Genomic DNA, 23187 nt, shown 5'->3' with positions numbered 1-23187 from the left:
ACGCCTCCCCTGGCCCTGGTGGGCCGACGACCATCAAGACAGGCCACCCACCGGGAAAGGTTCGCGCCCGTTACATGATCGTTATTACGAGAACCGCGCCGAGCACGGTCAGGATGTACTTCACGGGGTTTCCTCCTCGACCCACTCCAGCAGGTCTCCGGGCTGGCAGTCGAGCACTCGGCACATCGCTTCGAGGGTGCTGAAACGGACCGCCTTGGCGCGGCCGTTCTTCAACACCGCCACGTTGGCGGGGGTGAGCCCGACGCGCTCGGCGAACTCACCGACGCTCATCTTGCGCTTGGCCAACTCCACGTCGATGCGGACGACGATGGGCATCAGATCACCGCTTCCATGTCGGTGCGCAGCGTGGTGGCCTGCCGCAACAGCGCCCGCATGACCACCATGAGGAGCCCCAGCACCGTGACGCCCATCGTCAACAGGAACAGCAGGATCGGAGCGCCCGGGTCGTCCGCGTTGAAGCCGACGTAGAGGAAGACGCCCACGAGCACGAGCCACCCCGCGCCGATGGCCCACACGATGAGGTCGACCCATTTCAGGGAGGCTTCGGTGAAGATGCGGTCGTTCTTGACCTTGTTGAGCAACTGCCACGTCGACACGATCACCACCTGGACGCACAGCACCCAGAACACCGTCACGGCGGTCAACGGCCACCGGAGGTAGGCGTGCTCCGGTGACTCCTGGGCCATGTGCGCGAACTGCCCCGGCAGCGAGAACGTCTGGAACCCGATCAGGACCACGAACAGGACCCCGAGTACGACTCTGAGAGCGGCTACCGCTCGATGCTCCGTAACCATGCATCGAGTTTCGCTCGTTACCTATCGAAAGTCAATCGGTTGCTCGGAACGTCGACTTCCGCTCACGGCAGCGTCGGCCCCAACTCCGGCCTCGCCTTCTGGGGATAGAACGTCTCGTGACGCGCCAGCATGGCGACGAATTCGCCGATCTTGCGCTCGCGGGTCTCCGCCCGCTTGACGGCATTGAGGCGGTGGATGAGGGCGAACCTGTTGGCCTTGGTGAGCACGTCGAGCATGGCCTGAGCGGCGGGCTCGGCGGCGATGGCGGCGAGCAGGTCGGCCGGCACCTCCGCCTCCGATGGCGGGGCGTAGGCGGCCGCCCACCGCCCGTCCGCCTTCGCGGCGTCCACAGCGGCCCGGCCCGCCGGCAACATCCGCCCCTGCTCCTCCAGCCGGGCCACGTGCCCGACGTTGCGCTGGGACCAGGAACTGCGGGGCCGACGCGGGGTGAACCGGATCCAGGACGACTCCTCATCCCGCTTGCGCGCCTGCCCGTCGATCCAGCCGACGCACAGGGCCTCGTCGACCGCCTGCTGCCAGGTCAACGTCGTGACCGTGCCGCCCTTCTTGGTGAGGGCGAGCCAGACGCCCGGCGACGTGCCGTGGTTGGCCGCCAACCACACGCGCAACGCGTCGGCGTCCGTGACGACCAACTCATCCAACTCGGCACTCGTCATGCCGGCAGGCTATTCCCCGGGTCCGACAGCCGGTGACCGCCGTGGGAGGCGATCAATGCGTCCACGACCGCCGCGGCGTCCGCGTCGGCCACGTCCGCTGGATACTCCGGCAGCAGGTCGTCCCAGATGACCAGCCACGACCCGTACAACTGAGCCTGCCCCTCGGGCCGAGCGAAGAACCAGACGTGCAGGTGAGCGCCGCCATCTCCGACGCGGTAGAGGTGAGCTCGCGAGATGTGCGGCAGCGCCTGCATGTGGCGGACGATCCGGGTGCTCAACAGCCCAAGCTCGGCAGCCAGTTCGTCGGGAAGATCCGCCATGTCGTAGTGGTCGCGCGGCAACAGCATGAGCACCAGCGGGACACCCACGCGCGGGACCCGGATCAACCGCCAACGCTCGTTGAACCAGATCCCTTCGTCCCGACCGCGGCAGGTGTCGCAGTCGGACGGATCCTCACCGTGCCGCGCCGGCTCCGGGAGCACCGGCGGCCGCAGCGGCGCCACTCGAAGCCCGTCCGGGTCGAACGGGCTGATCTCCCATCCGGTCATGCGCGCCAGGGGAAGGCGGCGCTCCTCGTCCGCGGCGGCGACCGCGTGGTCGTAGAACTCGTCCGGTCGCAAGGCCATGTGGCAGAGACTAGTACGACAAGATCCACATTGGCACGACGGGATTCACACCGCGTTCGTCGGTCGTAACCGAGCGACCCACGTCTGTCGGTGGTAGCCGAGCGGCCTACATCCGTCGGTGGTAGTGGTTGCGACGCGGGACCTGCTCGGGATCGAGCCAGGCCGGCGGCACGAACTCTGGATGGCCGTCGTCGCCCAGCCGGACCACCCACTCGGTCTGGTGGATGTGCCGGTGATGGTGGCCACAGAGCAGCACCGCGTTGTCGAGGCTGGTCGGGCCTCCGTCGGCCCAGTGCCGGATGTGGTGTGCGGCGCACCAGCGCGGCGGCCGGTCGCAGCCGGGGAAGGCGCAGCCGGCGTCGCGCAGCACCAGCGCCCGACGCAGTGGGCCGCTAACGAGTCGGCGTTGTCGGCCCACGTCGAGCACCTGCCCGGCGCCGCCGAGCACGGCGGGCAGGATGGCCGCGTCGCAGGCGAGGCGGCGCACGGTGTCGGGGGTGAGCCGCAGGCCGACATCGAGGGTGCCGGAACCCAACTGCCGCGCCAGCCCGTCGTAGTCGACGGTGACGACGAGTTGGGCGGGCTCGCCGCCGGTCTCGGGCAGCTCGCCGCTGTGCAGCGCCAGTCGACACACGTCCGCGAGGGCATCGTGGCGGCGCTGCCCGGCACAGCGGGTGTCGTCCGGCCCGGAGGGCGCGCTCAGCGGGTCGATGACGGCACGCAACAGTGCCGCCGCCTCCGCGTCGAGGGTGCCGCTGAGCCGTAGCCGCCCGCCGGCCTGCTCGGAGATGGTGACGTGCCGGTCGCGGGTGGCTCGGGCGGCCTCGGCGGCCAGGGCCGCCGCAGCGGCGGCGTCGGCGAGATCGGGGGCGACGTGGTCGAGGATGCGGGTGCCGAGCTTGCGCAGCAGGGCGGGGTCGAACTGCCCGGCCCAATCGACCAACACACCAACCGCCTTGTCGGCCACCTCGACGCCCGCCGAAGCCGACACCGTGGCGGCTGTCTCGGCGATGACGCGGGCCTGCTCCAGGCTGACCGCCCCGCTCGCCAGGGCTTCGCGCACGGCGCACGGGACCACGTCGAGCGAGGCGGCGAGCCCGACCAGTCGGCGGGCGGCGTAAACATCGAGTCGCAGGCGGTGGCGCAACCACACCGCCGTCGAGGAGGCACCCTGCGCGAGCACTGTGCCCCGACCATCCAACTCGCGGATCGCGGCCAACTGCACGGCCGCCAGCCGCTGCTGCAACCGGTGCGTGGCATCGAGGACCGCGATCAGATCATGCTCGGAGAGGGCCCAGACCGGGGCGTCGGCGCAGGTCGCCACCGCACTGTCCGCCTGCGCCAACTCATCGATCACAGGCAAATTCCAGGACAGGTGTACGACAGAAATCCGCCGCCGCGTGGCGGTCCCCGCCAAATCAGTCGCCACCCAGCACCTCCAGCGGAGTGCGATCCGCTGGAAGACTTCGTCAGCTCTCGGCCAACTCGGGCCGGTACTCCCGAATCCGGGCCACCACGTCCGACCTCCGCCAGACCTTGCCCATCGCCAGCACGGCGACCGGCTCCGGGAAGTTCCGCTGATTGGCGATCACGGACGCGCGCCGCCGCGTCCATCAGCCGCTGAGCGGCCCGCATCCGGTGCATCAGCACCTGCCGCGCCGGCAGGTCGGTCAGGGGCTGTCCGGGGTGCGCTTGGCGCGGCTGGGCTGCACGCGTTTGGGTTCGCCGGGCATCTTCGGGTGGTCCGGCGGGTACGGCAGGTCGCCCTGGCCGGCGGCGGCGTCCCGGTCGGCCCACTCGAGCAGCGGGGTGATGTCCCACGGTGCGTCGTCGATGCCGGCGTGCGGGTCACCACGCTCGGCGAGCCGGGCCGGCACGGTGCGCAGGTCGAAGTCGTCCGGGTCGACGTCGGGCAGCTCGTCCCAGGTGACCGGGGTCGAGACGGTGGCCCGCGCGTTGGCCCGCAGCGAGTACGCGCAGGCGATCGTGCGGTCGCGTGCCATCTGGTTGAAGTCGACGAAGACGCGGGTGCCGCGCTCCTCCTTCCACCAGGCGGTGGTGACCAGGTCGGGGTTGCGGCGCTCCACCTCCCGGGCCAGCGCGATGGTGGCCCGGCGCACCTCGGTGAACGTCCAGCGGGGCTGGATGCGCAGGTAGACGTGCACGCCCCGGCCGCCGGAGGTCTTCGGCCAGCCGGTCGCGCCCAGCTCGTCGAGGAGCGCGCGGACCTCCCCGGCCGCCCGCGCCGCGTCGGCGAAGTCGGTGCCGGGCTGCGGATCCAGGTCGATGCGCAGCTCGTCGGGGCGATCGACGTCGGCGGCCCGCACCGGCCACGGGTGGAAGACGATGGTGCCCATCTGCGCCGCCCAGGCCACGTGCGCCAGATCGGCCGGGCACAGCTCCGCGGCGCTGCGACCGCTCGGGAAGGTGATCTGCGCGGTCGTCACCCAGGGCGGCACCCCGCGGGTGGGCACCCGCTTCTGGAAGAACGCCTCGCCCTCGACGCCCTCGGGGAAGCGTTGCAGGGTGGTCGGCCGGTCCCGCAGGGCGCGCATGATCCCCTCGCCGACCGCGAGGTAGTAGTGGAAGACGTCCGCCTTGGTGAACCCCCGCTGCGGGAAGATCACCCGATCCGGACTGCTCAGCCGGACGGTGTGCCCGGCTACCTCGACCTCGGCGGCCGCAGCCTTGGTGCCACCCATCCCGCGACCTTATGCCACGCCCCCGACGTTCGACGTACCGTTGAGGGGTGAGTCTTGACGACAACGAGCTGCCCCGTACCGACGAAGAGTGGCGGGTCCGACTGACCCCCGAGGAGTTCCACGTCCTGCGGGAGCACGGCACCGAACGCCCGTGGACCGGCGAGTACGTGGACACGAAGACCCAGGGGGTCTACCACTGTCGCGCCTGCGGGCTGGAGCTGTTCTCCAGCGACACCAAGTTCGACTCGCACTGCGGCTGGCCGAGCTTCGACGACGCCATCCCGGGCCGGGTCAAGGAAATCGAGGACCGCAGCCTCGGCATGGCCCGTACGGAGATCCGCTGCGCCCGCTGCGACAGTCACCTCGGGCACGTCTTCCACGGCGAGGGCTTCACGCCGAAGGACACCAGGCACTGCGTCAACTCGGTCTCCATCAAGCTGGAATCCCAGTGATACGGGCGTTCAGGGCGTAACCGCACTCAGGGCGTACCCCTGAGCAGCTCGACCTCGGCGGCCCGGGACTGCTCGATTCGCCGGGCCAGGTCGCGGACCCGCTCGTTGCGGCCGACGCCTACCTGGGATCGGGCCAGGTCGGCCGCCGATCGCTGGTGGTCGGCGAGCACCTCGCGCAACACCCGGTCGACGTCCGCGTCCGGCGCGGTCCGCAGGCGGTCGAGCGCGGCGTCGTCGCCGTGCCCGTCGTGGTGGTGTGCGGCCGCGCTGGCCGCAGGCCCGGCGGTGGGCAACCAGCCGCGCATCGCCGCCAGCTCGTCGGCCTCGGTCGCCTCGATGGCGGCGGCCAGGGTGCGCAGCGCCTCGTCGCGCACCCGGTCCCGAGCCAGCCGGACGATCTGCAGGGTGCGTTCACTGTGCCCGACCATGGTGCCCAGGAACACCACGTCGATCCCGCTCATCGCGTCCGCCTCGACCGAGGACGCGACGTCCGCGGAGCCGGCGCCCGCGGACCCGGCCGCCGCCGAGCCGGCCGGGGACGCGGGGGCCGGCTGCGGCAGCGCCGACGGGCTCGACGTGGGCGATCCGGCGCAGGCTCCGGTGAGCAGCAGAGCGGCAACGAGAGACGCCAGAGGGGTACGGCGGGGCATGCCTGTTGCTCCGTTCACGCGAGAGCGGCGACACGGGTGCGACCAGGGGCCGCACCCGTGCGGTCAGACCTGAAGCCAGAGCGCCGGTACGTTCGGCGGCTCCCAGCCCGGGATCGCGGTGTGCGCCTGCCGGCAGCGGTACGTGGCTCCGCCGTAGGTGACCTGGTCCCCGACCTGGTAGGCCCGACCCGTCGCCCAGGTGCCGCCCTGCGCGGGCGGATTGGTCGGCGTGGGGGTCGGGGTGGGCCGTGGGGTCGGGGTGGGTGAGGGGGTGGGGGTCGGGTTCGACCCGCCGCCGCCGATCTGCACGTCGATGCAGGAGTAGAAGGCGTTCGCCGTGTCGGAGATGTTCCACACCGCGAGGACCTTCTGCCGGCCGGTGAAGCCGCCGAGGTTGACGTTGTGCGAGACGGTGGCGCCCGGCTGCTGGTTGTTGCCGTTGACCACGCCGACCCGGGTGTTGCCGATCCAGTACTCCCAGTTGCTGGTGGCGTGCCGGGCGGTGTTGACCCAGGTGAAGGTCAGCGAGCTACCCACCGAGGTGGCGGGCCAGCCCCGGCTGTCGTCGTTGAGGACGGCGAACTGGGAGATTCCGGCATTGCAGCTGCGCAGGCCCTTTGGCCCTTCGACGCTCTGCGGCTCGTACTTGATCTGCCCGCAGTCGGGCACCCGGCCCTGCGCGCAGAGCGCCTGCCGGCTCGGTGGGGCGGAGACGTAGCCGTGCGCCTGCGCGGGGGCGGCGACGGTGAGGGTGGCGGCGACGGCGCCCGCCGCCACCAGCGGGACGGTGATTCTTCGACGCATGGGGGCAGCTCCTTCTCCAGGTCCGGTGAGGTGCCCCCAAGGTAATTTAAACATTGTTAACAGTAAAGACTCTCATCGATAAATCCATCGATGGCGGCAGTTTTCTTCTCAGAGCCGGAGCAGGCTGCCCCGTGCGTCGACCTGGTCGGCCGACTCGTCGTCCAACCAGACCCCGCCGGTGCCGAGGTAACGGAAGCGGTACTCCCCCGGCGGCAACTTCACGGTGACCGTCCTGGTGCCGTCGCGGCGGGCCACCAGCTCGTGCCGTCCCGGCTGCCAGCCGTTGAAGGAGCCGACGACGCTCACCGGGCCGGGCGGGACATCGCGGGGCAGACAGAAGGTGACCCGGGTCTGGTTGCCGAAGAGCTTGTTGCGCTTGATCACGATGATCCTCCGGGGGTTGCGGCGGTTCACCAGGCATAACGGGCAACACGCCAACGCCGACACGCCGCCGGCGGGGTGAGGCATCGACGTTCCGCCCCACGTCGGGGCAACCTGAGGGATTCTGTAGGCACTTGTTCACTTAACGGAGGTTTTCGGTGGCAACCTGCGAGGTCTGCGGCAACGACTACTGGATGGCGTTCGAGGTGCACACCGTCAGCGGCGACGTGCACACCTTCGACTCGTTCGAGTGCGCGATCCAGCGCATGGCACCGATCTGCGAGCACTGTCAGGTCAAGATCGTCGGGCACGGCGTCGAGGTCAACGGCCGCTTCTTCTGCTGCGCACACTGCGCCCGGGCCGTGGAGGGCGCGGTCGGGGCCGAGATCCGCGACGCCGTCGGCGCCCGCCCGGCCTGACCGGCGGACACCACGTCAACCCGCCCGACCTACCATCGGCGGATGCCCCAGCAGACCACCGAACTTCGGACGGCCTCCTTCGCCGACCTGAACGCCCGCACCTTCCACGACCTGCTCAAGCTGCGCATCGACGTGTTCGTGGTGGAGCAGAACTGCCCGTACCCGGAGCTCGACGGACGCGACGTCGAACCGGGCACCCGGCACCTCTGGCTCACCGACGGCGGCGCGCCGCTGGCGTACCTGCGGATTCTGGCCGACCCGGACGGGGTCGCAAGGATCGGTCGGGTGGTGGTGGCCCCGACGGCGCGCGGTGGTGGGCACGCCGGCCGGCTGATGACGGCGGCGCTGCAGGTGATCGGCAACCGACCCTGCGTGCTGGACGCGCAGTCGCACCTGGTCCCGCTCTACGGCCGGCACGGCTTCGCGGTCAACGGCCCGGAGTACGTCGAGGACGGCATCCCGCACACGCCGATGCGGCGCGACGTCATTGACGTCTGACTATTTGCCTGGCATGGTGCCGGGTAGAGCCATCGCGGGAGCCAGCGATTAGGCACGGGAGTGGGCAACTCCCGGCGATCCGGGTGTCGACGTCCGACCTCATCCCCCCGGGGGCTCCATGTCCACTCTCACCCGATCACGACGCGTGCTCTGGCTGTTCGCCATCGTGGCGACCACCACGCTCCTCTTGACGACCGCAGTGACCACCATGCGGGCCGAACCCGCCTCGGCGCACGGTTCGGTCGTCGACCCGGCCTCGCGTAACTACGGCTGCTGGCAACGTTGGGGCAGCGACTTCCAGAACCCGCGGATGGCCACCGAGGACCCGATGTGCTGGCAGGCCTGGCAGGCCGACCCCGCCGCCATGTGGAACTGGAACGGCCTGTACCGCGAGGGTGTGGGGGGCAACCACCAGGCTGCCGTTCCCGACGGCCAACTCTGCAGCGGCGGACGCACCCAGAGCCCGCGCTACAACGCGTTGGACACCATCGGCGCCTGGAAGACCACAGCGGTGTCGAACAACTTCCGGCTCCGCTTCGTCGACCAGGCCCGTCACGGCGCCGACTACATCCGGGTGTACGTGACCAAGCAGGGCTTCAACGCGGCCAGCCAACCACTCGGCTGGGGCAACCTGGAGTTGGCGGGCCAGATCGGCAACACGCCCGCCTCCCAGTGGAGCCCGGACCCCAGTGGCGTCTCGATCCAGATCCCGGTGAACGCGCAAGGCCGCACCGGACGGCACATCGTCTACACCGTCTGGCAGGCCAGCCACCTGGACCAGTCGTACTACCTGTGCAGCGACGTCGACTTCGGCGGTGGGTCGACCACCCCGCCACCGACCACTCCCCCGCCGACGACCCCGCCGCCCACCACTCCCCCGCCCACCACCCCGCCGCCGGCCGGTGCCTGCACGGCGACGTACCAGGTGACCGGTCAGTGGTCCGGCGGCTTCCAGGCCGACGTGAAGGTGACCGCCGGTGGTTCACCCACCCAGGGCTGGTCGGTGAGCTGGAACTACGGCAACGGCCAGCAGGTCACCTCGTCGTGGAACGCGACGGTCAGCACCAACGGCACGCTGGTCACCGCACGTAACACCAACAACAACGGCACCCTCGCCGCCGGCGCGAGCACCACGTTCGGATTCCTCGGCTCGTGGAACGGCAGCAACCCGGTTCCGCTGGTCTCCTGTACGACGACCAGTTGACCCCCGTCCGGCGCCGCACCCGGGCGGGGGTGCGGCGCCGGCCGGCGGGTGTCAGACCAGGCAGTTGACGATCTCGGCTACCGAGCGGCGACGGCCGGTGTAGAACGGGACCTCTTCGCGGACGTGCCGGCGGGCGCCGGAGGCGCGCAGGTCCCGCATCAGGTCGACGATCCGGTGCAGTTCGTCGGCCTCGAAGGCGAGCATCCACTCGTAGTCGCCGAGCGCGAACGAGGCGACCGTGTTGGCCCGCACGTCCGGGTAGCCCCGGGCCATCTTCCCGTGCTCGGCCAGCATCTCCCGTCGTTCGGCGTCGGGCAGCAGGTACCACTCGTAGGAGCGGACGAACGGGTACACGCAGATGTAGGGGCGGGCCTCCTCGCCGGCCAGGAACGCCGGGATGTGGCTCTTGTTGAACTCCGCCGGCCGGTGCAGCGCCATCTGCGACCACACCGGGGTCAGCGCCCGGCCCAGCGTGGTGCGGCGGAACCGCAGGTACGCGTCCTGGAGCGCGTCAGGGGACGCGGAGTGCCACCAGATCATCACGTCCGCGTCGGCGCGCAGCCCGGAGACGTCGTAGACGCCCCGGACCACGACGTCCTTGCCGGCCAGCTCGTCGAAGAGGGACACGACCTCGCTCGTGACGTTGTCCCGCAGCGACGGCAGCGGGGAGCTGGCCCGGAACACCGACCACATGGTGTAGCGGATGCTGTCGTTCAGCTCCCGCAACCGGGCCGCGTTGGTCTGCTCGGTCATCTCGCCGATCCTCCCAGTGCTGTGATGATCTCCTCGGCCGCCGTCTCGCCGGAGCGTACGCAGACCGGAATGCCGACGCCGTCGTAGCCGGCGCCGGCGAGAACCAGGGTGGGGTGCGTGGCCCGCAGCGCCGTCCGCGCGGCGGCGAGCCGGTCGGCGTGCCCCGGCGCGTACTGCGGCAGCGCACCGCCCCACCGTTGCACGTGCCCGTCGACCGGAGCGGGCAGCGGGGTGCCGAGCACCGCCGACAGCTCTCGGTGCACGGTGGCCGCCAGGTCCGCGTCGGGGCGCTGCAGGTGCGCCTCCTCGCCGTACCGGCCCACCGAGGCACGCACCAACGCCAACCCGTCCGGCCGGCGCAGGTGCCCCCACTTGGTGGTGAAGAAGGTCGCCGCCTTGATCAGCAGGCCCTCGGTGCTCGGCACCAGGAAACCGGACAGCTCGGGCAGTCGTGGCTGCGGCAACACCATGGTGACCAGCGCGACGCTCGCGTAGTCCAGCGCGCCGACACCCGCCGCCACCACCGGCGCGGGGCCGGCGAGCAGCCGCGCCGCCGGTCGCGCCGGCACCGCCAGCACCACGGCGTCCACGTCGATCAGCTCCGGCTCGCGGGTCGGGCCGACGGTGAGCCGCCAACCGGTGCCGGTAGCTGTCAACTCGCGCACGGCGGCGTCCCGCCGTACCGTCGCGCCGCTGGCCGTCACCGCCGCCTCGACCAGGGTGCTCAGCCCGCCGGCCAGGGTGCCGAAGACCGGGGCGCCGGGCGCACGCGGCGCGGCGGCCTGCGCGGCCCGGACCGCGCCGACCAGGGTGTGCTCCACCCGGGCCGCGCGGGCCAGCGCCGGCATCGTCGTGACCAGGGAGAGATCGTCGGCGCGGCCCGCGTACACGCCGCCCAGCATCGGGTCGACCAGTCGTTCCACCACCTCGTCCCCGAAGCGGGACCGGACCAGCGCACCCACCGAGACGTCCGCGTCGGGCCCGACCAGCGGCCGGCCGCCGTCGGTGTCGGCGTCCGCGGCCGGGCGGGCGACAGTGGTCACCCGATCCAGATCCCCGGGTACGCCCACCAGGGTGCCGCCCGGGATGGGGCGCAGCCCTCCGTCGACAACCAGCGCGGCCTGCCCCACCGTGGGGTGCACGATCTTCTCGGCCAGTCCGAGCCGGCGGGCCAACGCCACCGCCGCGCTCTCGGCGCCGGTCGGGTCGCGCATCAGGAACGACTCCGCGCCGAACTCCACCGGCTGGCCGGCCAGCTCCCCGGTGCGCAGCTTTCCGCCCAACGAGCCGGACTGCTCGTACACAGTGATCTCGGTGCCGGCCGGTGCGCGGTCGCGCAAGCGGACCGCGGCCGCCAGCCCGGCGATCCCGCCGCCGACCACCGCCACCCGCCAGGGCTGCCGCATCACCGGTCAGCCCTGGTCGGCCCGGCGGCTGGACAGCTCGTGCACCAGCGCGACCACCCGGGTCAGCACCTCCGGGTCGGTCTCCGGCAGCACCCCGTGCCCGAGGTTGAACACGTGCGCGGGGGCGGCCCGGCCCTGCTCCAGAATGCGGCGCACCTCGGCCTCCACGACCGGCCACGGCGCGAGCAGCACGCACGGGTCCAGGTTGCCCTGCACCGCCTTGTCCGCGCCGATCCGGCCGGTGGCCACGTCCAGCGGCGTACGCCAGTCGACGCCGACCACGTCGGCCCCGGCCTCGCCCATCGCGCCGAGCAGCTCGGCGGTGCCCACCCCGAAGTGGATCCGGGGCACCCCGGCGCCCACCAGCCCGCTCAGCACGGCTGTCGAGTGCGGCAACACGAAGCGGCGGTAGTCGGCCTCGGAGAGCGCGCCGGCCCACGAGTCGAACAGCTGCACGGCGGACACGCCGGCCTCGATCTGCACGCGCAGGAAGGCAAGCGTCACCTCGGCCAGCCGGGCGCAGAGCGCGTGCCACAGCTCGGGATCGCCGTACATCAGGGCCTTGGTCTTCGCGTGGGTGCGCGACGGCCCGCCCTCGACCAGGTAGCTGGCCAGCGTGAACGGCGCACCGGCGAAGCCGATCAGCGGGGTGTCGCCCAGCTCGACCACCAACTGCCGGACGGCCTCGTCGACGTACCAGACGTCGTCGCGGGTGATCCGGCGGATCCGCTCCACGTCGGCGGCGGTGCGGATGGGCTCGGCGACCACCGGGCCGGTGCCCGGCACGATGTCCAGGTCGATCCCGGCCGCGGCGACGGGCACCACGATGTCGCTGAACAGGATTGCCGCGTCCACGCCGTGCCGGCGCACCGGCTGGAGGGTGATCTCGGTGACCAGCTCCGGGCGGCGGCAGGACTCCAGCATCGGCACGCTCGCCCGGATCTCCCGGTACTCCGGAAGGGAGCGGCCGGCCTGGCGCATGAACCAGACCGGGGTGTGCGGGACGGGCCGACGTCGGCAGGCCCGAATGAAGGGCGAGTCGGCCGGTCCGCCGGGGCGGGAATCTCCGTCTCGGGCGACAGTGCCCGTGGTGTCCGTGGTCATCGCCGCAATCGTGCCACGCCCACCACCCCCAACCGGGTGGGGGTGAGAGGAAGGGCACCGTTCCTTACGCCCGGTGCCCTTCATGAGCGTCGGCGCGCCGTCGAAGCGGGCAACGAACGGCGGCATAGGCTGCCGACATGGCCCCCCCGATCGCGCTCCCGGAGACGTTCGCCCGCGCGGTCGCCGGGCTGCGGTCGGCCGCTCCCCGGCCGGAGATCACCCTGGAGGAGGTCGGTGCCCCCCAGCGGCTGGCCCCGTACGCGTTCGCGCTCGCCGCGACAGTGCTGCGCGACGACGACGAGGTGGCGACCGGCCGGCTGATCCTGCTGCACAACCCGGTCGGGCACGAGGCGTGGCAGGGCACGCTGCGGCTGGTCACCTACGTGACCGCCGAGTTGGAGGTCGACCTGGCCGCCGACCCGCTGCTGCCCGGGGTCGGCTGGACGTGGCTGACCGACGCGTTGGACGCCCAGGACGCCGGCCACCGGGCAATCGGCGGGACGGTGACGCAGACCATGTCGACCCGGTTCGGCGATCTCGCCGGGCCACCGACCATCGGTGACATCGAGATCCGCGCGTCCTGGACGCCGATCGACGACGACCTGACCCCACACCTGCTCGGCTGGTGCGCACTGCTCGCCTCCACCGCCGGCCTCCCCCCACCCGGCGTCACCGCCCTCGCCGACCGCCGCCCCGCCGGCGCGGCCTGACCCGTTTCTCGCCTCACCCCGTCTGCGTCGATCATGGGGTTGTGGTGGGCGAGATGCGACTCCGTGCGGCATTTGTGAAGCACCACAACTCCATGATCGACGGGGTGGGAGCGGGTGACCGAGGACATCTTGTGGACACCTGACCGTCACACGCCGGACCGGCTGCACCCGCCGGATCTCCGCGCGCACTAGGGTTGGCAGGTGACCGACGAACCACCCCTGCGCCGTCGGCCCACCGAAGAACTTCCGGGAAACGCACCCCAGCACCCGCCGTCGGCCCAGCCGCAGCCGGCGGGCGAGGGGGCCGACCCGGCCGACGGTGGGCCCGTTCCGCTGATCGCCCCGCGTGACGGCACCCCTGATCCGGTGGCCGCCCCGGCCGAGCTAGCCGAGGTCGTGGCCCGCTTCGCGGCGGGCACCGGCCCGGTCGCCCTGGACGCCGAACGCGCTTCCGGCTACCGCTACAGCCAGCGCGCGTACCTGGTGCAACTGCGCCGGGCCGGTGCGGGCACGGCGCTGATCGACCCGCTGCCCCTGCCCGACCTCAGCGCCCTGGACGCGGTGATCGGCGAGGCCGAGTGGGTCCTCCACGCGGCCAGCCAGGATCTGCCCTGCCTGGCCGAGGTGGGGCTGCGTCCGCGCCGACTGTTCGACACCGAGCTGGCGGCTCGGCTGGCCGGCTTCGAACGCGTCGGGCTGGCCGCGCTCACCGAGCAGCTACTCGGGTTCACCCTGGAGAAGCACCACTCGGCGGCCGACTGGTCGAGCCGACCGCTGCCCGAGTCGTGGTTGACGTACGCCGCCCTCGACGTGGAGCTGCTCACCGACCTGCGCGACGCGCTGGACGCCGAGTTGACCCGGCAGGGCAAGTCGGCCTGGGCCGCGGAGGAGTTCGCCGCGCTGGTCCGCACCGGCGCCCGCCCGCCCCGGGTCCGCGCGGAGCCGTGGCGGCGCACCTCGGGCATCCACCGGCTGCGGGGGGCTCGGGCCCAGGCCCGGGTCCGCTCCATGTGGTACGCCCGGGACCAGATCGCGGCCCGGCGGGACGCCGCTCCCGGTCGGGTGCTGCCCGACTCGGCGATCATCGCCGCGGCCGAGCTGGACCCGAAGGACGAGAAGACCCTGTTGACCCTGCCCGGTTTCGGTGGTCGGTCGGTCCGTCGGCTGGCCCGCACCTGGCTCGCCGCGCTCGACGACGCCCGGCAGCTGCCGGACGATTCCCTGCCGGTCTCGCCGGCCGTGGAGGGTCCGCCCCCGCCGCACCGGTGGGCGGAACGGGACCCGGTGGCGGCCGGTCGGCTGGCCCGCTCCCGGGAGGTCGTGATCCGCATCGCCGGTGAGCACAACCTTCCGCCGGAAAATCTGATCACTCCGGATTCGGTCCGCCGGCTGGCCTGGACCCCACCCGAGGAGATCACCGAGGAGTCGGTAGCGGAGACCCTGCGCGGCCTCAATGCCCGCGAGTGGCAGATCGCCCTCCTCAACCCCGACCTGACCGAGGCCCTAACCCCCACCCCCACAACCCTCCCCTAACCCACCCTGACCCACCCCACCACCCAGTTGATCATGAGGTTAACGGGCCTCCAGGAGATCCACAGACCCGTCAACCTCATGATCAACCGATGCGGCGGGTTGGTGGGGTGTGGGGTGGGCCACAGGCGGGGGTGGGGACGGGGTTGGTTACTGGCGAGTAGCATCCGAGTGGAACGTGCCCGTGTCGGCGACCCTTGTTCGGTCCTCCGTGCCGCCCGGCACGATGGCCGAATCACGGTCGAATAGGAGGCTCAAGTGCCCCGTGAAGTTCGCGACGTCGTCTTCGTCGACGGCGTCCGTACCCCGTTCGGCAAGGCGGGTGGCATGTACGCCAACACCCGCGCCGACGACCTGGTGATCCGCTGCATCCGGGAACTGCTGCGTCGCAACCCGCAGCTGCCCCCGGAGCGGGTCGAGGAGGTCGCCATCGCGGCCACCACCCAGATCGGCGACCAGGGCCTCACCATCGGCCGCACCGCCGCCCTGCTGGCCGGGCTGCCCAAGACCGTTCCCGGCTTCGCCATCGACCGGATGTGCGCGGGGGCGATGACCGCGGTCACCACAGTGGCCAGCGGCATCGCCATGGGCGCGTACGACATCGCCATCGCCGGTGGCGTCGAGCACATGGGCCGCCACCCGATGGGTGAGGGCGTCGACCCCAACCCGCGCATCATCGCGGAGAAGCTTGTCGACCCGTCCGCGCTGGTGATGGGCTCCACCGCGGAGAACCTGCACGACCTGGTCCCGCACATCACCAAGGCACGCACCGACGCGTTCGCGCTCGCCTCGCAGCAGAAGACCGCCAAGGCGTACGCCAACGGCAAGCTCCAGGACGACCTGGTGCCGATGTCCATCCGCGACGCGGAGGGCGGCTGGGGTCTGGCGACTGTGGACGAGGCCCCGCGGGACACGTCGCTGGAGAAGCTGGCCACCCTGAAGACCCCGTTCCGCCCGCACGGCAAGGTCACCGCGGGCAACGCGGCCGGCCTGAACGACGGCGCCACCGCCAGTCTGCTGGCCGACGAGGCCACCGCCCGCGAGCTGGGCCTGCCGGTCGCCATGCGGCTGGTGTCGTTCGGCTTCGTCGGAGTCGAGCCGGAGGTGATGGGCGTCGGCCCGATCCCGTCGACGGAGAAGGCGCTGCGGCTGGCCGGGCTCAGCATCGACGACATCGGCCTGTTCGAGTTGAACGAGGCGTTCGCCGTGCAGGTGCTCGCCTTCCTCGACCACTTCGGCATCGCCGACGACGACTCGCGGGTCAACCCGTGGGGCGGTGCGATCGCCATCGGTCACCCGCTGGCCTCCTCCGGCGTACGGCTGATGACACAGCTGGCCCGCCAGTTCGCCGAGCACCCCGAGGTCCGCTACGGCGTGACCGCGATGTGCATCGGCATCGGCATGGGCGGCACGGTCATCTGGGAGAACCCGCACTGGACGGAGGGCGACAAGTGAGCGCACTGGCCGCACCGAACGAGGTCGTCACCCGGGCGCTGCTGCGCCAGGTGAACGTGCCAGGGCTGGACCGGCCCGCCGCCCTGATCACGCTGGACAACGGCTTCGACCACACCAAGCCGAACACCTTCGGCCCGGGTGGGCTGGCCAGCCTGGACGAGGCGATCACGGCCGCGCTCGCCGCGGACCCGGCGTTCATCGCTGTCACCGGCAAGCCGTACATCTTCTGCGTGGGCGCGGACATCGTGGGCCTGCCGCAGCTCGCCGACCGCGCGCAGGCGCTGGAGATCGGGCGGCTCGGCCACCGGGTCTTCGCCCGGCTCAAGGACAGCACCGTCCCCACGTTCGCGTTCGTCAACGGCGCGGCGATGGGCGGTGGCCTGGAGCTGGCGCTGCACTGCCACTACCGGACGCTCTCCGGCGGCGCGGCGGCCCTCGCGCTGCCCGAGGTCTCCCTCGGCCTGGTGCCCGGCTGGGGTGGCACCCAGCTGCTGCCGAACCTGATCGGCATCCCCGCCGCGACCCAGGTGATCATCCAGAACCCGCTGATGCAGAACAAGATGCTCAAGCCGAAGCAGGCGGCCGAGCTGGGCATCGCGGACATCCTGTTGGAGCCGGCGGACTTCCTGGAGCGGTCCCTGGAGTGGGCCGCCGGAGTGGTCCGAGGTCAGGTCACCGTGACCCGACCCGAGGTCGACAAGGACATGTGGGCGGGCGTGCTCTACTTCGCCCGGGAGACGCTGAACCAGCGGCTGCACGGCGCGGTCCCGGCCGCGTACAAGGCGCTCGACCTGCTGGAGACGGCGAAGGACGGCGACTTCGCCGCCGGCACCGCCGCCGAGGACGAGGCCCTCGCGGACCTGGTCTTCTCCGAGGAACTGCGCAGCGGCCTGTACGCGTTCGACCTGGTGCAGCGGCGGGCCAAGCGCCCGGCCGGCGCACCGGACAAGGGCCTGGCTCGCACGATCACCAAGGTCGGCATCGTCGGTGCGGGCCTGATGGCCAGCCAACTGGCGCTGTTGTTCGCCCGACGCCTCCAGGTGCCTGTGGTGCTGACCGACCTCGACCAGTCCCGCGTGGACAAGGGCGTCGGCTACGTGCACACCCAGATCGAGAAGGCCGTCATCAAGGGCCGGATGGACAAGGGCACCGCTGCCAAGCTGTACGGCCTGGTCAGCGGCACTGTCGACAAGAGCGCCTTCGCGGATGCCGACTTCGTCATCGAGGCGGTCTTCGAGGACCTGGGCGTCAAGAAGCAGGTCTGGGCCGAGTTGGAGAAGATCGTCTCTCCGGAGGCGGTGCTCGCCACCAACACCAGCTCGTTGTCGATCACGGAGATGGCCGCCGAGTTGGAGCACCCGGAGCGGGTGGTCGGCTTCCACTTCTTCAACCCGGTGGCGGTGCTGCCGCTGCTGGAGATCGTCCGGGGCGAGCGGACCAACGACGTCACCCTGGCGACCGCGTTCGCTGTGGGTAAGCAGCTCAAGAAGTCGAGCGTGCTGGTCAAGGACGCCCCGGCGTTCGTGGTGAACCGGCTGCTCACCCGCTTCCTGGGCACCGTCTTCGCCGCCGTCGACGCCGGCACCCCGCTGGACGTGGCGAACAGCGCACTGGACCCGCTGGGCCTGCCGATGCGCCCGCTCGCCCTGCTCCAGCTGGTCGGGCCGGCCGTCGCGTACCACGTGGGCGGCACCCTGCACGCCGCGTACCCGGACCGGTTCTCCGTCAGCGAGAACCTCAAGCGGATCGCCGACTCGGGCCAGCCGATCGTGGTCGACGACCAGGTCAACGAAGAGGTCGCCAAGCTGCTCGTGGTCGGTGACCAGCCGCTGACCGCGGAGCAGGTACGCCAGAACGCGCTCGACGCGCTCGCGCAGGAGATCCGGCTGATGCTGGACGAGGGTGTGGTCGCCGAGGCACAGGACATCGACCTGTGCATGATCCTGGGCGCCGGTTGGCCGTTCCACCTGGGCGGCGTCACGCCGTACCTGGATCGGACCGGCACCTCCGAGCGGGTCACCGGCCAGCGGTTCCTGCCGCTTGGCGCGGCGAGCCTGCCGGCCTGACCGACCGCAGCACCACCGTCGCGGTGGTCGGACCGTCCCTCGTGGACGGGCCGGCCACCGCGACCGTTTGTGATCAGGAGATCGCCGGGTGCGGGTCGCTGCGGGGACAACGGCGGGCTCCGCGCCGGGTTAGGATCACGCGTTTTGCACCCCCATCTTGGAGCTGACTGATGTCCCAGCCGCCGGCCAATCCCTACGGCCCGCCGCACGATTCCCCTGACCCGTCGCAGCAGCCGGGCCAGCAGCCTGGCGGCTGGCCGCCGCCGCAGCAGCAGGGACAGCCGCAGCAGCCCGGTGGCTTCCCGCCCGCACAGCCGGGCTTCCCACCTGCACAGCCTGGTTTCCCACCCGCGCAGCCGGGTCAGCCGTACGGTGACCCGAACCTGGCCGGCGGCCCGCCCCCGGCGAAGAAGTCGAACGTCGGCAAGATCGTGCTGATCGTGTTGGCCGTGGTGCTGGTGCTCTGCGTCGGCGGCGTGGCGATCACCTGGTTCGCCGTCAAGGGGCCCGTGAACGAAGCGCTCGACGCCGCCAAGACCCGGGTGGTCGCGCCGGCCACCCTCGCCGGCCGGCCGAAGCTCACCAACCCGGAGCTGCAGACGGCCGCCGACCAGGCGGTCAACGAGATGAAGTCGGGGGCGCAGAACCAGACGAGCACTGTCGCCGCCTTCTACGGTGACCCGACGAAGCGGGACCTTGTCATGATCGCGGCCGTTTCCGCGCTGCTGACGGACCCGAAGAAGGACCTCGACGCCTATGTGGACGGGCTGTCCAAGCAGCTGACGGTGGACAAGATGACTGCCGTCGACGCCGGCCCGCTCGGCGGTGAGGCGCGCTGCGGCGACGGCACAGCCGAGACCGTGCCGCTGGGCATCTGTGTCTGGTCCGACCGGGGCAGTCTGGGCATGGTGGTGATGTACTTCAAGTCCGCCGACCAGGCGAAGGCCGAGTTCACCACGATCCGGGGCGAGGTCGAGCAGCAGTCCTGATCCGTACGTGACCGGGGCCCCGGCCACCCTCGGGTGGCCGGGGCCCCGCTGCTTCTCCTGACGTGCACCGACCGACCGCCGTCGTCATGACAGCCACCCACTGAGGCCGCCGATACTTTGCTCTTGCGCTAAGTGTCATCCCCGGGAACACTTAGCCGCATGGCACAGTATTCGGCGCAGCTCGACGGCGTGTTCGTCGCCCTCGCTGACCCGACCCGGCGCTGGGTCATCCGACGCCTCGGCCACGGTCCGACGAGCGTCGGCGACCTCGCCCGCGAATTCTCGATGACCCTTCCCTCGTTCATGAAGCACGTGCAGACGCTCGAGTCGAACGGACTGATCCACACGACCAAGTCCGGCCGGGTGCGCACCTGCGTGCTCAACCGCGACCGCCTCGCCGTCGTCGACGACTGGCTCGCCGAGCAGCGCCGGATCTGGGAAGAGCGCACGGATCGCCTGGAACACCTCGTCACCGATCAGCAGAAGAGGCAGCAGTGAATCCGGACCTGGACCTGACCATGGGGCGGGTTATCCGCGCCCCCCGCGCCGCCGTGTGGAGCGCCTGGACCGACCCGTCCCGCTTCGAGAAGTGGTGGATACCGGCGCCGTCCCTGTGCCGCGTCGACCGCTTGGACGTCCGGCCCGGTGGCGCACTCGTCACCCGGCTGAGCGACGACGGGGTGGAGTTCGTTCCGCACCTCGACGCGTGCTTCCTCGTCGTCGACGACCTCGAACGGATCGTGTTCACCAACGTGATCAACAGCGCCTGGCGGCCCGCGAACCCTACCCCGGTTGCGATGACCGCGGAGATCACCATGAAGGACCATCCGGACGGCACGGACTACCGGATCATCGTCCGCCACGGCGATCCCGCCGCTCGTGACCTTCACGAGAAGATCGGCTTCGTGGACGGCTGGGGCTCGGTCACCGAACAACTCGCCGGGCTCGCCGAGAGCCAGGGTGCGCTGTGAAGATCGTCCTTACCGAGTTCGTCACTCTCGACGGCGTCAGCCAGGGGCCCGGCTCGCCGACCGAGGACACGAGTGGCGACTTCACTCGGGGCGGCTGGCTCGTGCCCTACCTGGACGAGGTGTTCGTCCGCCGCACCTCTGACTGGTTGGGTCTCGCCGACGGTCTGCTGCTCGGACGGCGGACCTACGAGGCGTTCGCTCGCGACTGGCCGCAGATCACCGACCCGAACGATCCGTTCACCGAACGGATGAACTCGCTGCCCAAGTACGTCGTGACCAACACCCTCGCGGAAGGTAGCTGGCACCCGACGACTGTGCTCCACGGCGACCCGATCCACACCGTCGGAAAGCTCAGGGCGCAGCCAGGACGGGAGCTCCAGATCCACGGCAGCGCACGACTTGGCAAGGCTCTGTTGTCGGCTGGCCTCGTCGACACACTCCGACTCGTCGTGGCCCCCACCGTGGCCGGTTCCGGGCGGCGACTGCTCGACCATCCGAACGCGCCCGTCGGCCTCCGACTGGTACACCACGAAGCGACGGCGAAGGGTCTGCTCCTGCTCGAGTACGAGCATGTCGGCGCCGCCCCGGTGGCGGAATACCAGGGCGCGACGACCTTCGTCTAGTCAGCCGCGCCACGAGACGGCCGGTCACTGCCTGAATCTCCCGGTCAGGTTCCCAGCAGCGTGGAGCCGGGGCCCCGGCCACCCGAGGGGTGGCCGGGGCCCCGTGCCGTACGTTGGCGGTCAGGCCGGCTCGGCAACCTCCGACGTGGCGAGCGCCGCGGCCCGCGCCGCTGCCGCTGCCGCCCGCTCGGCGGCGTTGCCCAGCACGCAGAACTCGTTGCCCTCCGGGTCGGCGAGCACCACCCAACCACCACCGGTCGGGCCGACGTGGTCGGCGACGAACGTCGCGCCGATGCCGAGCAGTCGCTCGACCTCCTCGGCCCGGGTCCGATCAGCGGGTTGCAGGTCCAGGTGCAGCCGGTTCTTCACCGTCTTGCCCTCGGGCACCGCGATGAACAGCACCTCCGGGCCACCCGGCGGCAGGAGCATCGCCTCCGGGTCGCCGGGGAAGTCGTCGGGCTGCCGGGGGCAGTCGAAGACCTGCGCCCAGAAGCCGGCGAGCGCGTACGTGTCGTGACAGTCGATGCTGATGTTGTGGATCGTCGAACTCATGTCTGGTCCTCCACAGTGGTGTCGACCCGCTCCCCGGCGCTGCGGACCACGCAGAACTCGTTCCCCTCCGGGTCGGCGAGAACCGCCCAGCCCGTCCCGTCGGTGCGCCGCCGGTCGACGACCATGCTGGCCCCGAGGCCGAGCACCCGCTCGACTTCCTCGTCGCGGGTCCGGTCGACCGGTTCCAGGCAGATGTGGACCCGGTTCTTGGTCACCTTGTCCTCGGGCACCGCTTGGAAGAACATGTTCGGCGTGGCACCGTCCGGCGGCAGCAGGGCAGCTTCCGGGTCACCCGGAACGTCCTCCGGGAGCCGGGCGTAGCCAAGCACCGCCGACCAGAAGCCGGCCAGGGTGTACGTGTCGTGGCAGTCGAAACTGATGTTGCGGATCCGTGGATACACGGGTGGTCACTCCATCTTCGGATGGGGACGCTCCGCCGCCCGGGGTCAGCCTGCGAAGACCCGGGATGCGGAGCCCTGACTGATGGACATCAACGCACCCCCCTTCACTCTCTCCGAGCTGACCCGGCGATCTTGCCATCGGCCGGAGGCGCGGCGCAACCCCGCCGAACCGGGCACCCCCGGCTCAGCCGGCGGCGGGCAGCGCCGGGGCGTCCACCGCCGGCAGGGTCACCGTCACCTCCAGGCCACCGCCGGGCTGCGCGACCACCCGTACGGTGCCGCCGTGCGCGCCGCAGACCGCCCGGACGATGGACAGCCCCAGGCCGGAGCCCCGGGCGCCGGTGCGTTCCCGGCCACCGCGCCGGAACGGCTCGAACAGTCCCGGCACGTCGGCCTGGTCCACCTCGAAACCGGTGTTCCCCACCACCAGCCAGGACCGGTCGCCGTCGGTGCCGGTACGCACCCAGAGCCGGCCGTGCAGGTGGTTGTAGCGGACCGCGTTCTCGATCAGGTTTCCGGCCAGTCGGTCGAGCAGCCCCGGGTCGCCGACGACCGGGGCGGACTCCAGCGACGTCTGCACCCGTAGGCCGATCCGTTCCACCTCGCGGCGCATCGCCGACAATGCGTTGGCGGTGCCCGCGGCGAGGTCACACTCGGTACGCCGGCCCAGCTGCCGCCCGGCCTGCGCCTCGCTGCGGGCCAGCACCAGCAGCGCGTCCACCAGGCCGTTGGCCCGTTCGGAGGCGTCGCGGACGACTGTCGCCATCCGTCGGTACTCGGCGGCGTCCGCATCGTCGTCGCTGAGCGTCACGTCGATCTCCGTCCGCATCACGGCGAGCGGGGTACGCAGCTCGTGCGAGGCGTTCGCCACGAAACGCTTCTGGGCCTCGAACGCGGACGCGATCCGGTCCAGCATGGCGTCGAACGTTTTGGCCAGCTCGGCCACCTCGTCGTCGGCGCCCGAGTAGCCGATCCGCTGGTCCAGGGTCGCCTCACCGAGCCGCTGCGCTGTCGCCGTGACCTGGTGCAGTGGGCGCAGCGCCCGGCCGGCCACCGCGTACGCGCCGGCCACCCCGACCACGCTGATCGCCAACAGCGCGACCAGGCCCTTGGCCAGCAACTCCCCGGAGGCGGCGTCGACCAACTGCCGCTGCCACTGGGCGGCGTCCATCTCCCGACCGTCGGACAGCAACACGATGGTGCCGGGCACCAACTCGTCGGTGGGTCGCAACGCGTCGCGCACCAGCAGCCAGGCCAGCAGCACCAGGATCGCTCCGGCCCCGATGAGCAGCACACCGTTGAGCACTGTCAGCCGCAACCGCAGAGTGGGCCGCAACCGCCGGCTCACAGCACGACCCCGGTTCGCGACTGCGGGGCTCGCAAACCCGGCTCACTCCTC

General features: G+C 71.3%; 28 protein-coding genes. 12 read left to right on the top strand and 16 right to left on the bottom strand.

Annotated features, from left to right (window positions below):
- Positions 1–120: 120 nt before the first annotated feature.
- The 7 genes from KBX71_RS01105 to ligD all read right to left on the bottom strand — a co-directional run bounded on the left by KBX71_RS01105 (position 121) and on the right by ligD (position 4820).
- Entirely contained in the window at positions 121–336 is a 216-nt protein-coding gene (locus KBX71_RS01105; RefSeq protein ID WP_030336216.1) for a helix-turn-helix transcriptional regulator, read from the bottom strand.
- A complete protein-coding gene (locus KBX71_RS01100; protein ID WP_124819875.1) occupies positions 336–815 on the bottom strand; it encodes a DUF2975 domain-containing protein in 480 nt (159 codons plus the stop codon). Before KBX71_RS01100 ends, KBX71_RS01105 begins: the two co-directional genes overlap by 1 nt.
- Positions 816–877: 62 nt before the next feature.
- Complete coding sequence (locus KBX71_RS01095) at positions 878–1492, bottom strand: YdeI family protein (RefSeq protein ID WP_210816053.1); 615 nt, start codon at positions 1490–1492, stop codon at positions 878–880.
- Entirely contained in the window at positions 1489–2118 is a 630-nt protein-coding gene (locus KBX71_RS01090; protein WP_210816052.1) for a hypothetical protein, read from the bottom strand. Before KBX71_RS01090 ends, KBX71_RS01095 begins: the two co-directional genes overlap by 4 nt.
- Positions 2119–2224: 106 nt before the next feature.
- Positions 2225–3475, bottom strand: a complete 1251-nt coding sequence (locus KBX71_RS01085) for an HNH endonuclease signature motif containing protein (RefSeq protein WP_210816050.1) — start codon at positions 3473–3475, stop codon at positions 2225–2227.
- Positions 3476–3587: 112 nt separating this feature from the next.
- Positions 3588–3710, bottom strand: coding sequence for a hypothetical protein (locus tag KBX71_RS34170; RefSeq protein ID WP_256441924.1), 123 nt, complete (start codon positions 3708–3710; stop codon positions 3588–3590).
- Between the two features lie 78 nt (positions 3711–3788).
- Positions 3789–4820, bottom strand: a complete 1032-nt coding sequence (gene ligD, locus KBX71_RS01080; protein WP_210816048.1) for a non-homologous end-joining DNA ligase — start codon at positions 4818–4820, stop codon at positions 3789–3791.
- A 47-nt stretch (positions 4821–4867) separates the two neighbouring features.
- Here ligD and msrB point away from each other — a divergent pair, with 47 nt between their 5' ends.
- Complete coding sequence (msrB, locus tag KBX71_RS01075; protein WP_210816046.1) at positions 4868–5272, top strand: peptide-methionine (R)-S-oxide reductase MsrB; 405 nt, start codon at positions 4868–4870, stop codon at positions 5270–5272.
- A gap of 26 nt (positions 5273–5298) precedes the next feature.
- On the opposite strand, the gene KBX71_RS01070 is transcribed toward msrB, so the two are convergent.
- From KBX71_RS01070 to KBX71_RS01060, 3 genes are all read right to left on the bottom strand, one after another.
- Positions 5299–5922 (bottom strand): DUF305 domain-containing protein, encoded by a 624-nt coding sequence (locus KBX71_RS01070; protein ID WP_210816044.1) that lies wholly within the window; start codon positions 5920–5922, stop codon positions 5299–5301.
- Positions 5923–5985: 63 nt separating this feature from the next.
- Positions 5986–6726, bottom strand: coding sequence for a lytic polysaccharide monooxygenase (locus KBX71_RS01065; RefSeq protein ID WP_210816037.1), 741 nt, complete (start codon positions 6724–6726; stop codon positions 5986–5988).
- Between the two features lie 108 nt (positions 6727–6834).
- Positions 6835–7110, bottom strand: a complete 276-nt coding sequence (locus KBX71_RS01060; protein WP_210816035.1) for an isoamylase early set domain-containing protein — start codon at positions 7108–7110, stop codon at positions 6835–6837.
- 155 nt (positions 7111–7265) lie between these two features.
- Here KBX71_RS01060 and KBX71_RS01055 point away from each other — a divergent pair, with 155 nt between their 5' ends.
- The 3 genes from KBX71_RS01055 (at position 7266) to KBX71_RS01045 (ending at position 9228) form a co-directional block, all read left to right on the top strand.
- Positions 7266–7526 carry a Prokaryotic metallothionein gene (locus KBX71_RS01055; RefSeq protein WP_091400670.1) on the top strand — a complete coding sequence of 87 codons (261 nt, stop codon included), beginning with the start codon at positions 7266–7268 and terminating at the stop codon, positions 7524–7526.
- 42 nt (positions 7527–7568) lie between these two features.
- Positions 7569–8024 (top strand): GNAT family N-acetyltransferase, encoded by a 456-nt coding sequence (locus tag KBX71_RS01050; protein WP_210816033.1) that lies wholly within the window; start codon positions 7569–7571, stop codon positions 8022–8024.
- Between the two features lie 118 nt (positions 8025–8142).
- Positions 8143–9228: a lytic polysaccharide monooxygenase gene (locus tag KBX71_RS01045; RefSeq protein WP_210816031.1), complete on the top strand. Its 1086-nt coding sequence runs from the start codon at positions 8143–8145 to the stop codon at positions 9226–9228.
- A gap of 51 nt (positions 9229–9279) precedes the next feature.
- Here KBX71_RS01045 and hemQ read toward each other — a convergent pair whose 3' ends face one another.
- The 3 genes from hemQ to hemE are packed head-to-tail and all read right to left on the bottom strand — an operon-like array spanning position 9280 to position 12491.
- The gene (gene hemQ / locus KBX71_RS01040) at positions 9280–9981 is read right to left on the bottom strand and encodes a hydrogen peroxide-dependent heme synthase (protein ID WP_124815204.1); all 702 of its coding nucleotides are present in this window, start codon (positions 9979–9981) and stop codon (positions 9280–9282) included.
- Positions 9978–11387 carry a protoporphyrinogen oxidase gene (gene hemG, locus KBX71_RS01035; RefSeq protein ID WP_210816030.1) on the bottom strand — a complete coding sequence of 470 codons (1410 nt, stop codon included), beginning with the start codon at positions 11385–11387 and terminating at the stop codon, positions 9978–9980. Before hemG ends, hemQ begins: the two co-directional genes overlap by 4 nt.
- Before the next feature lie 6 nt (positions 11388–11393).
- Positions 11394–12491, bottom strand: coding sequence for a uroporphyrinogen decarboxylase (gene hemE, locus KBX71_RS01030; RefSeq protein ID WP_210816029.1), 1098 nt, complete (start codon positions 12489–12491; stop codon positions 11394–11396).
- Between the two features lie 137 nt (positions 12492–12628).
- Between hemE and KBX71_RS01025 the strand changes: the two genes are divergently transcribed.
- The 8 genes from KBX71_RS01025 to KBX71_RS00990 all read left to right on the top strand — a co-directional run bounded on the left by KBX71_RS01025 (position 12629) and on the right by KBX71_RS00990 (position 20835).
- Positions 12629–13201: a DUF3000 domain-containing protein gene (locus tag KBX71_RS01025; protein ID WP_196927813.1), complete on the top strand. Its 573-nt coding sequence runs from the start codon at positions 12629–12631 to the stop codon at positions 13199–13201.
- A 201-nt stretch (positions 13202–13402) separates the two neighbouring features.
- Positions 13403–14734 carry a ribonuclease D gene (locus tag KBX71_RS01020; protein ID WP_210816028.1) on the top strand — a complete coding sequence of 444 codons (1332 nt, stop codon included), beginning with the start codon at positions 13403–13405 and terminating at the stop codon, positions 14732–14734.
- 255 nt (positions 14735–14989) lie between these two features.
- Positions 14990–16186: a thiolase family protein gene (locus tag KBX71_RS01015; protein ID WP_210816023.1), complete on the top strand. Its 1197-nt coding sequence runs from the start codon at positions 14990–14992 to the stop codon at positions 16184–16186.
- Positions 16183–18252: a 3-hydroxyacyl-CoA dehydrogenase NAD-binding domain-containing protein gene (locus tag KBX71_RS01010; RefSeq protein ID WP_210816022.1), complete on the top strand. Its 2070-nt coding sequence runs from the start codon at positions 16183–16185 to the stop codon at positions 18250–18252. The genes KBX71_RS01015 and KBX71_RS01010 overlap by 4 nt, the downstream gene beginning before the upstream one ends.
- A gap of 170 nt (positions 18253–18422) precedes the next feature.
- Complete coding sequence (locus tag KBX71_RS01005; protein WP_210816021.1) at positions 18423–19241, top strand: hypothetical protein; 819 nt, start codon at positions 18423–18425, stop codon at positions 19239–19241.
- Positions 19242–19400: 159 nt separating this feature from the next.
- Positions 19401–19739, top strand: a complete 339-nt coding sequence (locus KBX71_RS01000) for a helix-turn-helix transcriptional regulator (protein ID WP_210816020.1) — start codon at positions 19401–19403, stop codon at positions 19737–19739.
- Positions 19736–20212, top strand: a complete 477-nt coding sequence (locus tag KBX71_RS00995) for an SRPBCC domain-containing protein (RefSeq protein WP_210816018.1) — start codon at positions 19736–19738, stop codon at positions 20210–20212. Before KBX71_RS01000 ends, KBX71_RS00995 begins: the two co-directional genes overlap by 4 nt.
- Positions 20209–20835 (top strand): dihydrofolate reductase family protein, encoded by a 627-nt coding sequence (locus KBX71_RS00990; protein ID WP_210816016.1) that lies wholly within the window; start codon positions 20209–20211, stop codon positions 20833–20835. The genes KBX71_RS00995 and KBX71_RS00990 overlap by 4 nt, the downstream gene beginning before the upstream one ends.
- A 120-nt stretch (positions 20836–20955) precedes the next feature.
- Here KBX71_RS00990 and KBX71_RS00985 read toward each other — a convergent pair whose 3' ends face one another.
- The 3 genes from KBX71_RS00985 to KBX71_RS00975 form a co-directional block, all read right to left on the bottom strand.
- Positions 20956–21387 carry a VOC family protein gene (locus KBX71_RS00985; RefSeq protein WP_210816014.1) on the bottom strand — a complete coding sequence of 144 codons (432 nt, stop codon included), beginning with the start codon at positions 21385–21387 and terminating at the stop codon, positions 20956–20958.
- On the bottom strand, positions 21384–21788 hold the full coding sequence (locus KBX71_RS00980; protein WP_210816012.1) for a VOC family protein: 405 nt from the start codon (positions 21786–21788) through the stop codon (positions 21384–21386). Before KBX71_RS00980 ends, KBX71_RS00985 begins: the two co-directional genes overlap by 4 nt.
- 184 nt (positions 21789–21972) lie before the next feature.
- Positions 21973–23136, bottom strand: coding sequence for a cell wall metabolism sensor histidine kinase WalK (locus KBX71_RS00975; protein ID WP_210816010.1), 1164 nt, complete (start codon positions 23134–23136; stop codon positions 21973–21975).
- Positions 23137–23187: the final 51 nt, after the last annotated feature.

It is taken from the genome of Micromonospora sp. D93 (assembly GCF_018070365.1).
Classification (GTDB): Bacteria; Actinomycetota; Actinomycetes; order Mycobacteriales; family Micromonosporaceae; genus Micromonospora; species Micromonospora ureilytica.
Note: the sequence above shows the minus strand (reverse complement) of the source record. Positions and strands in the feature narration are given on the sequence as shown.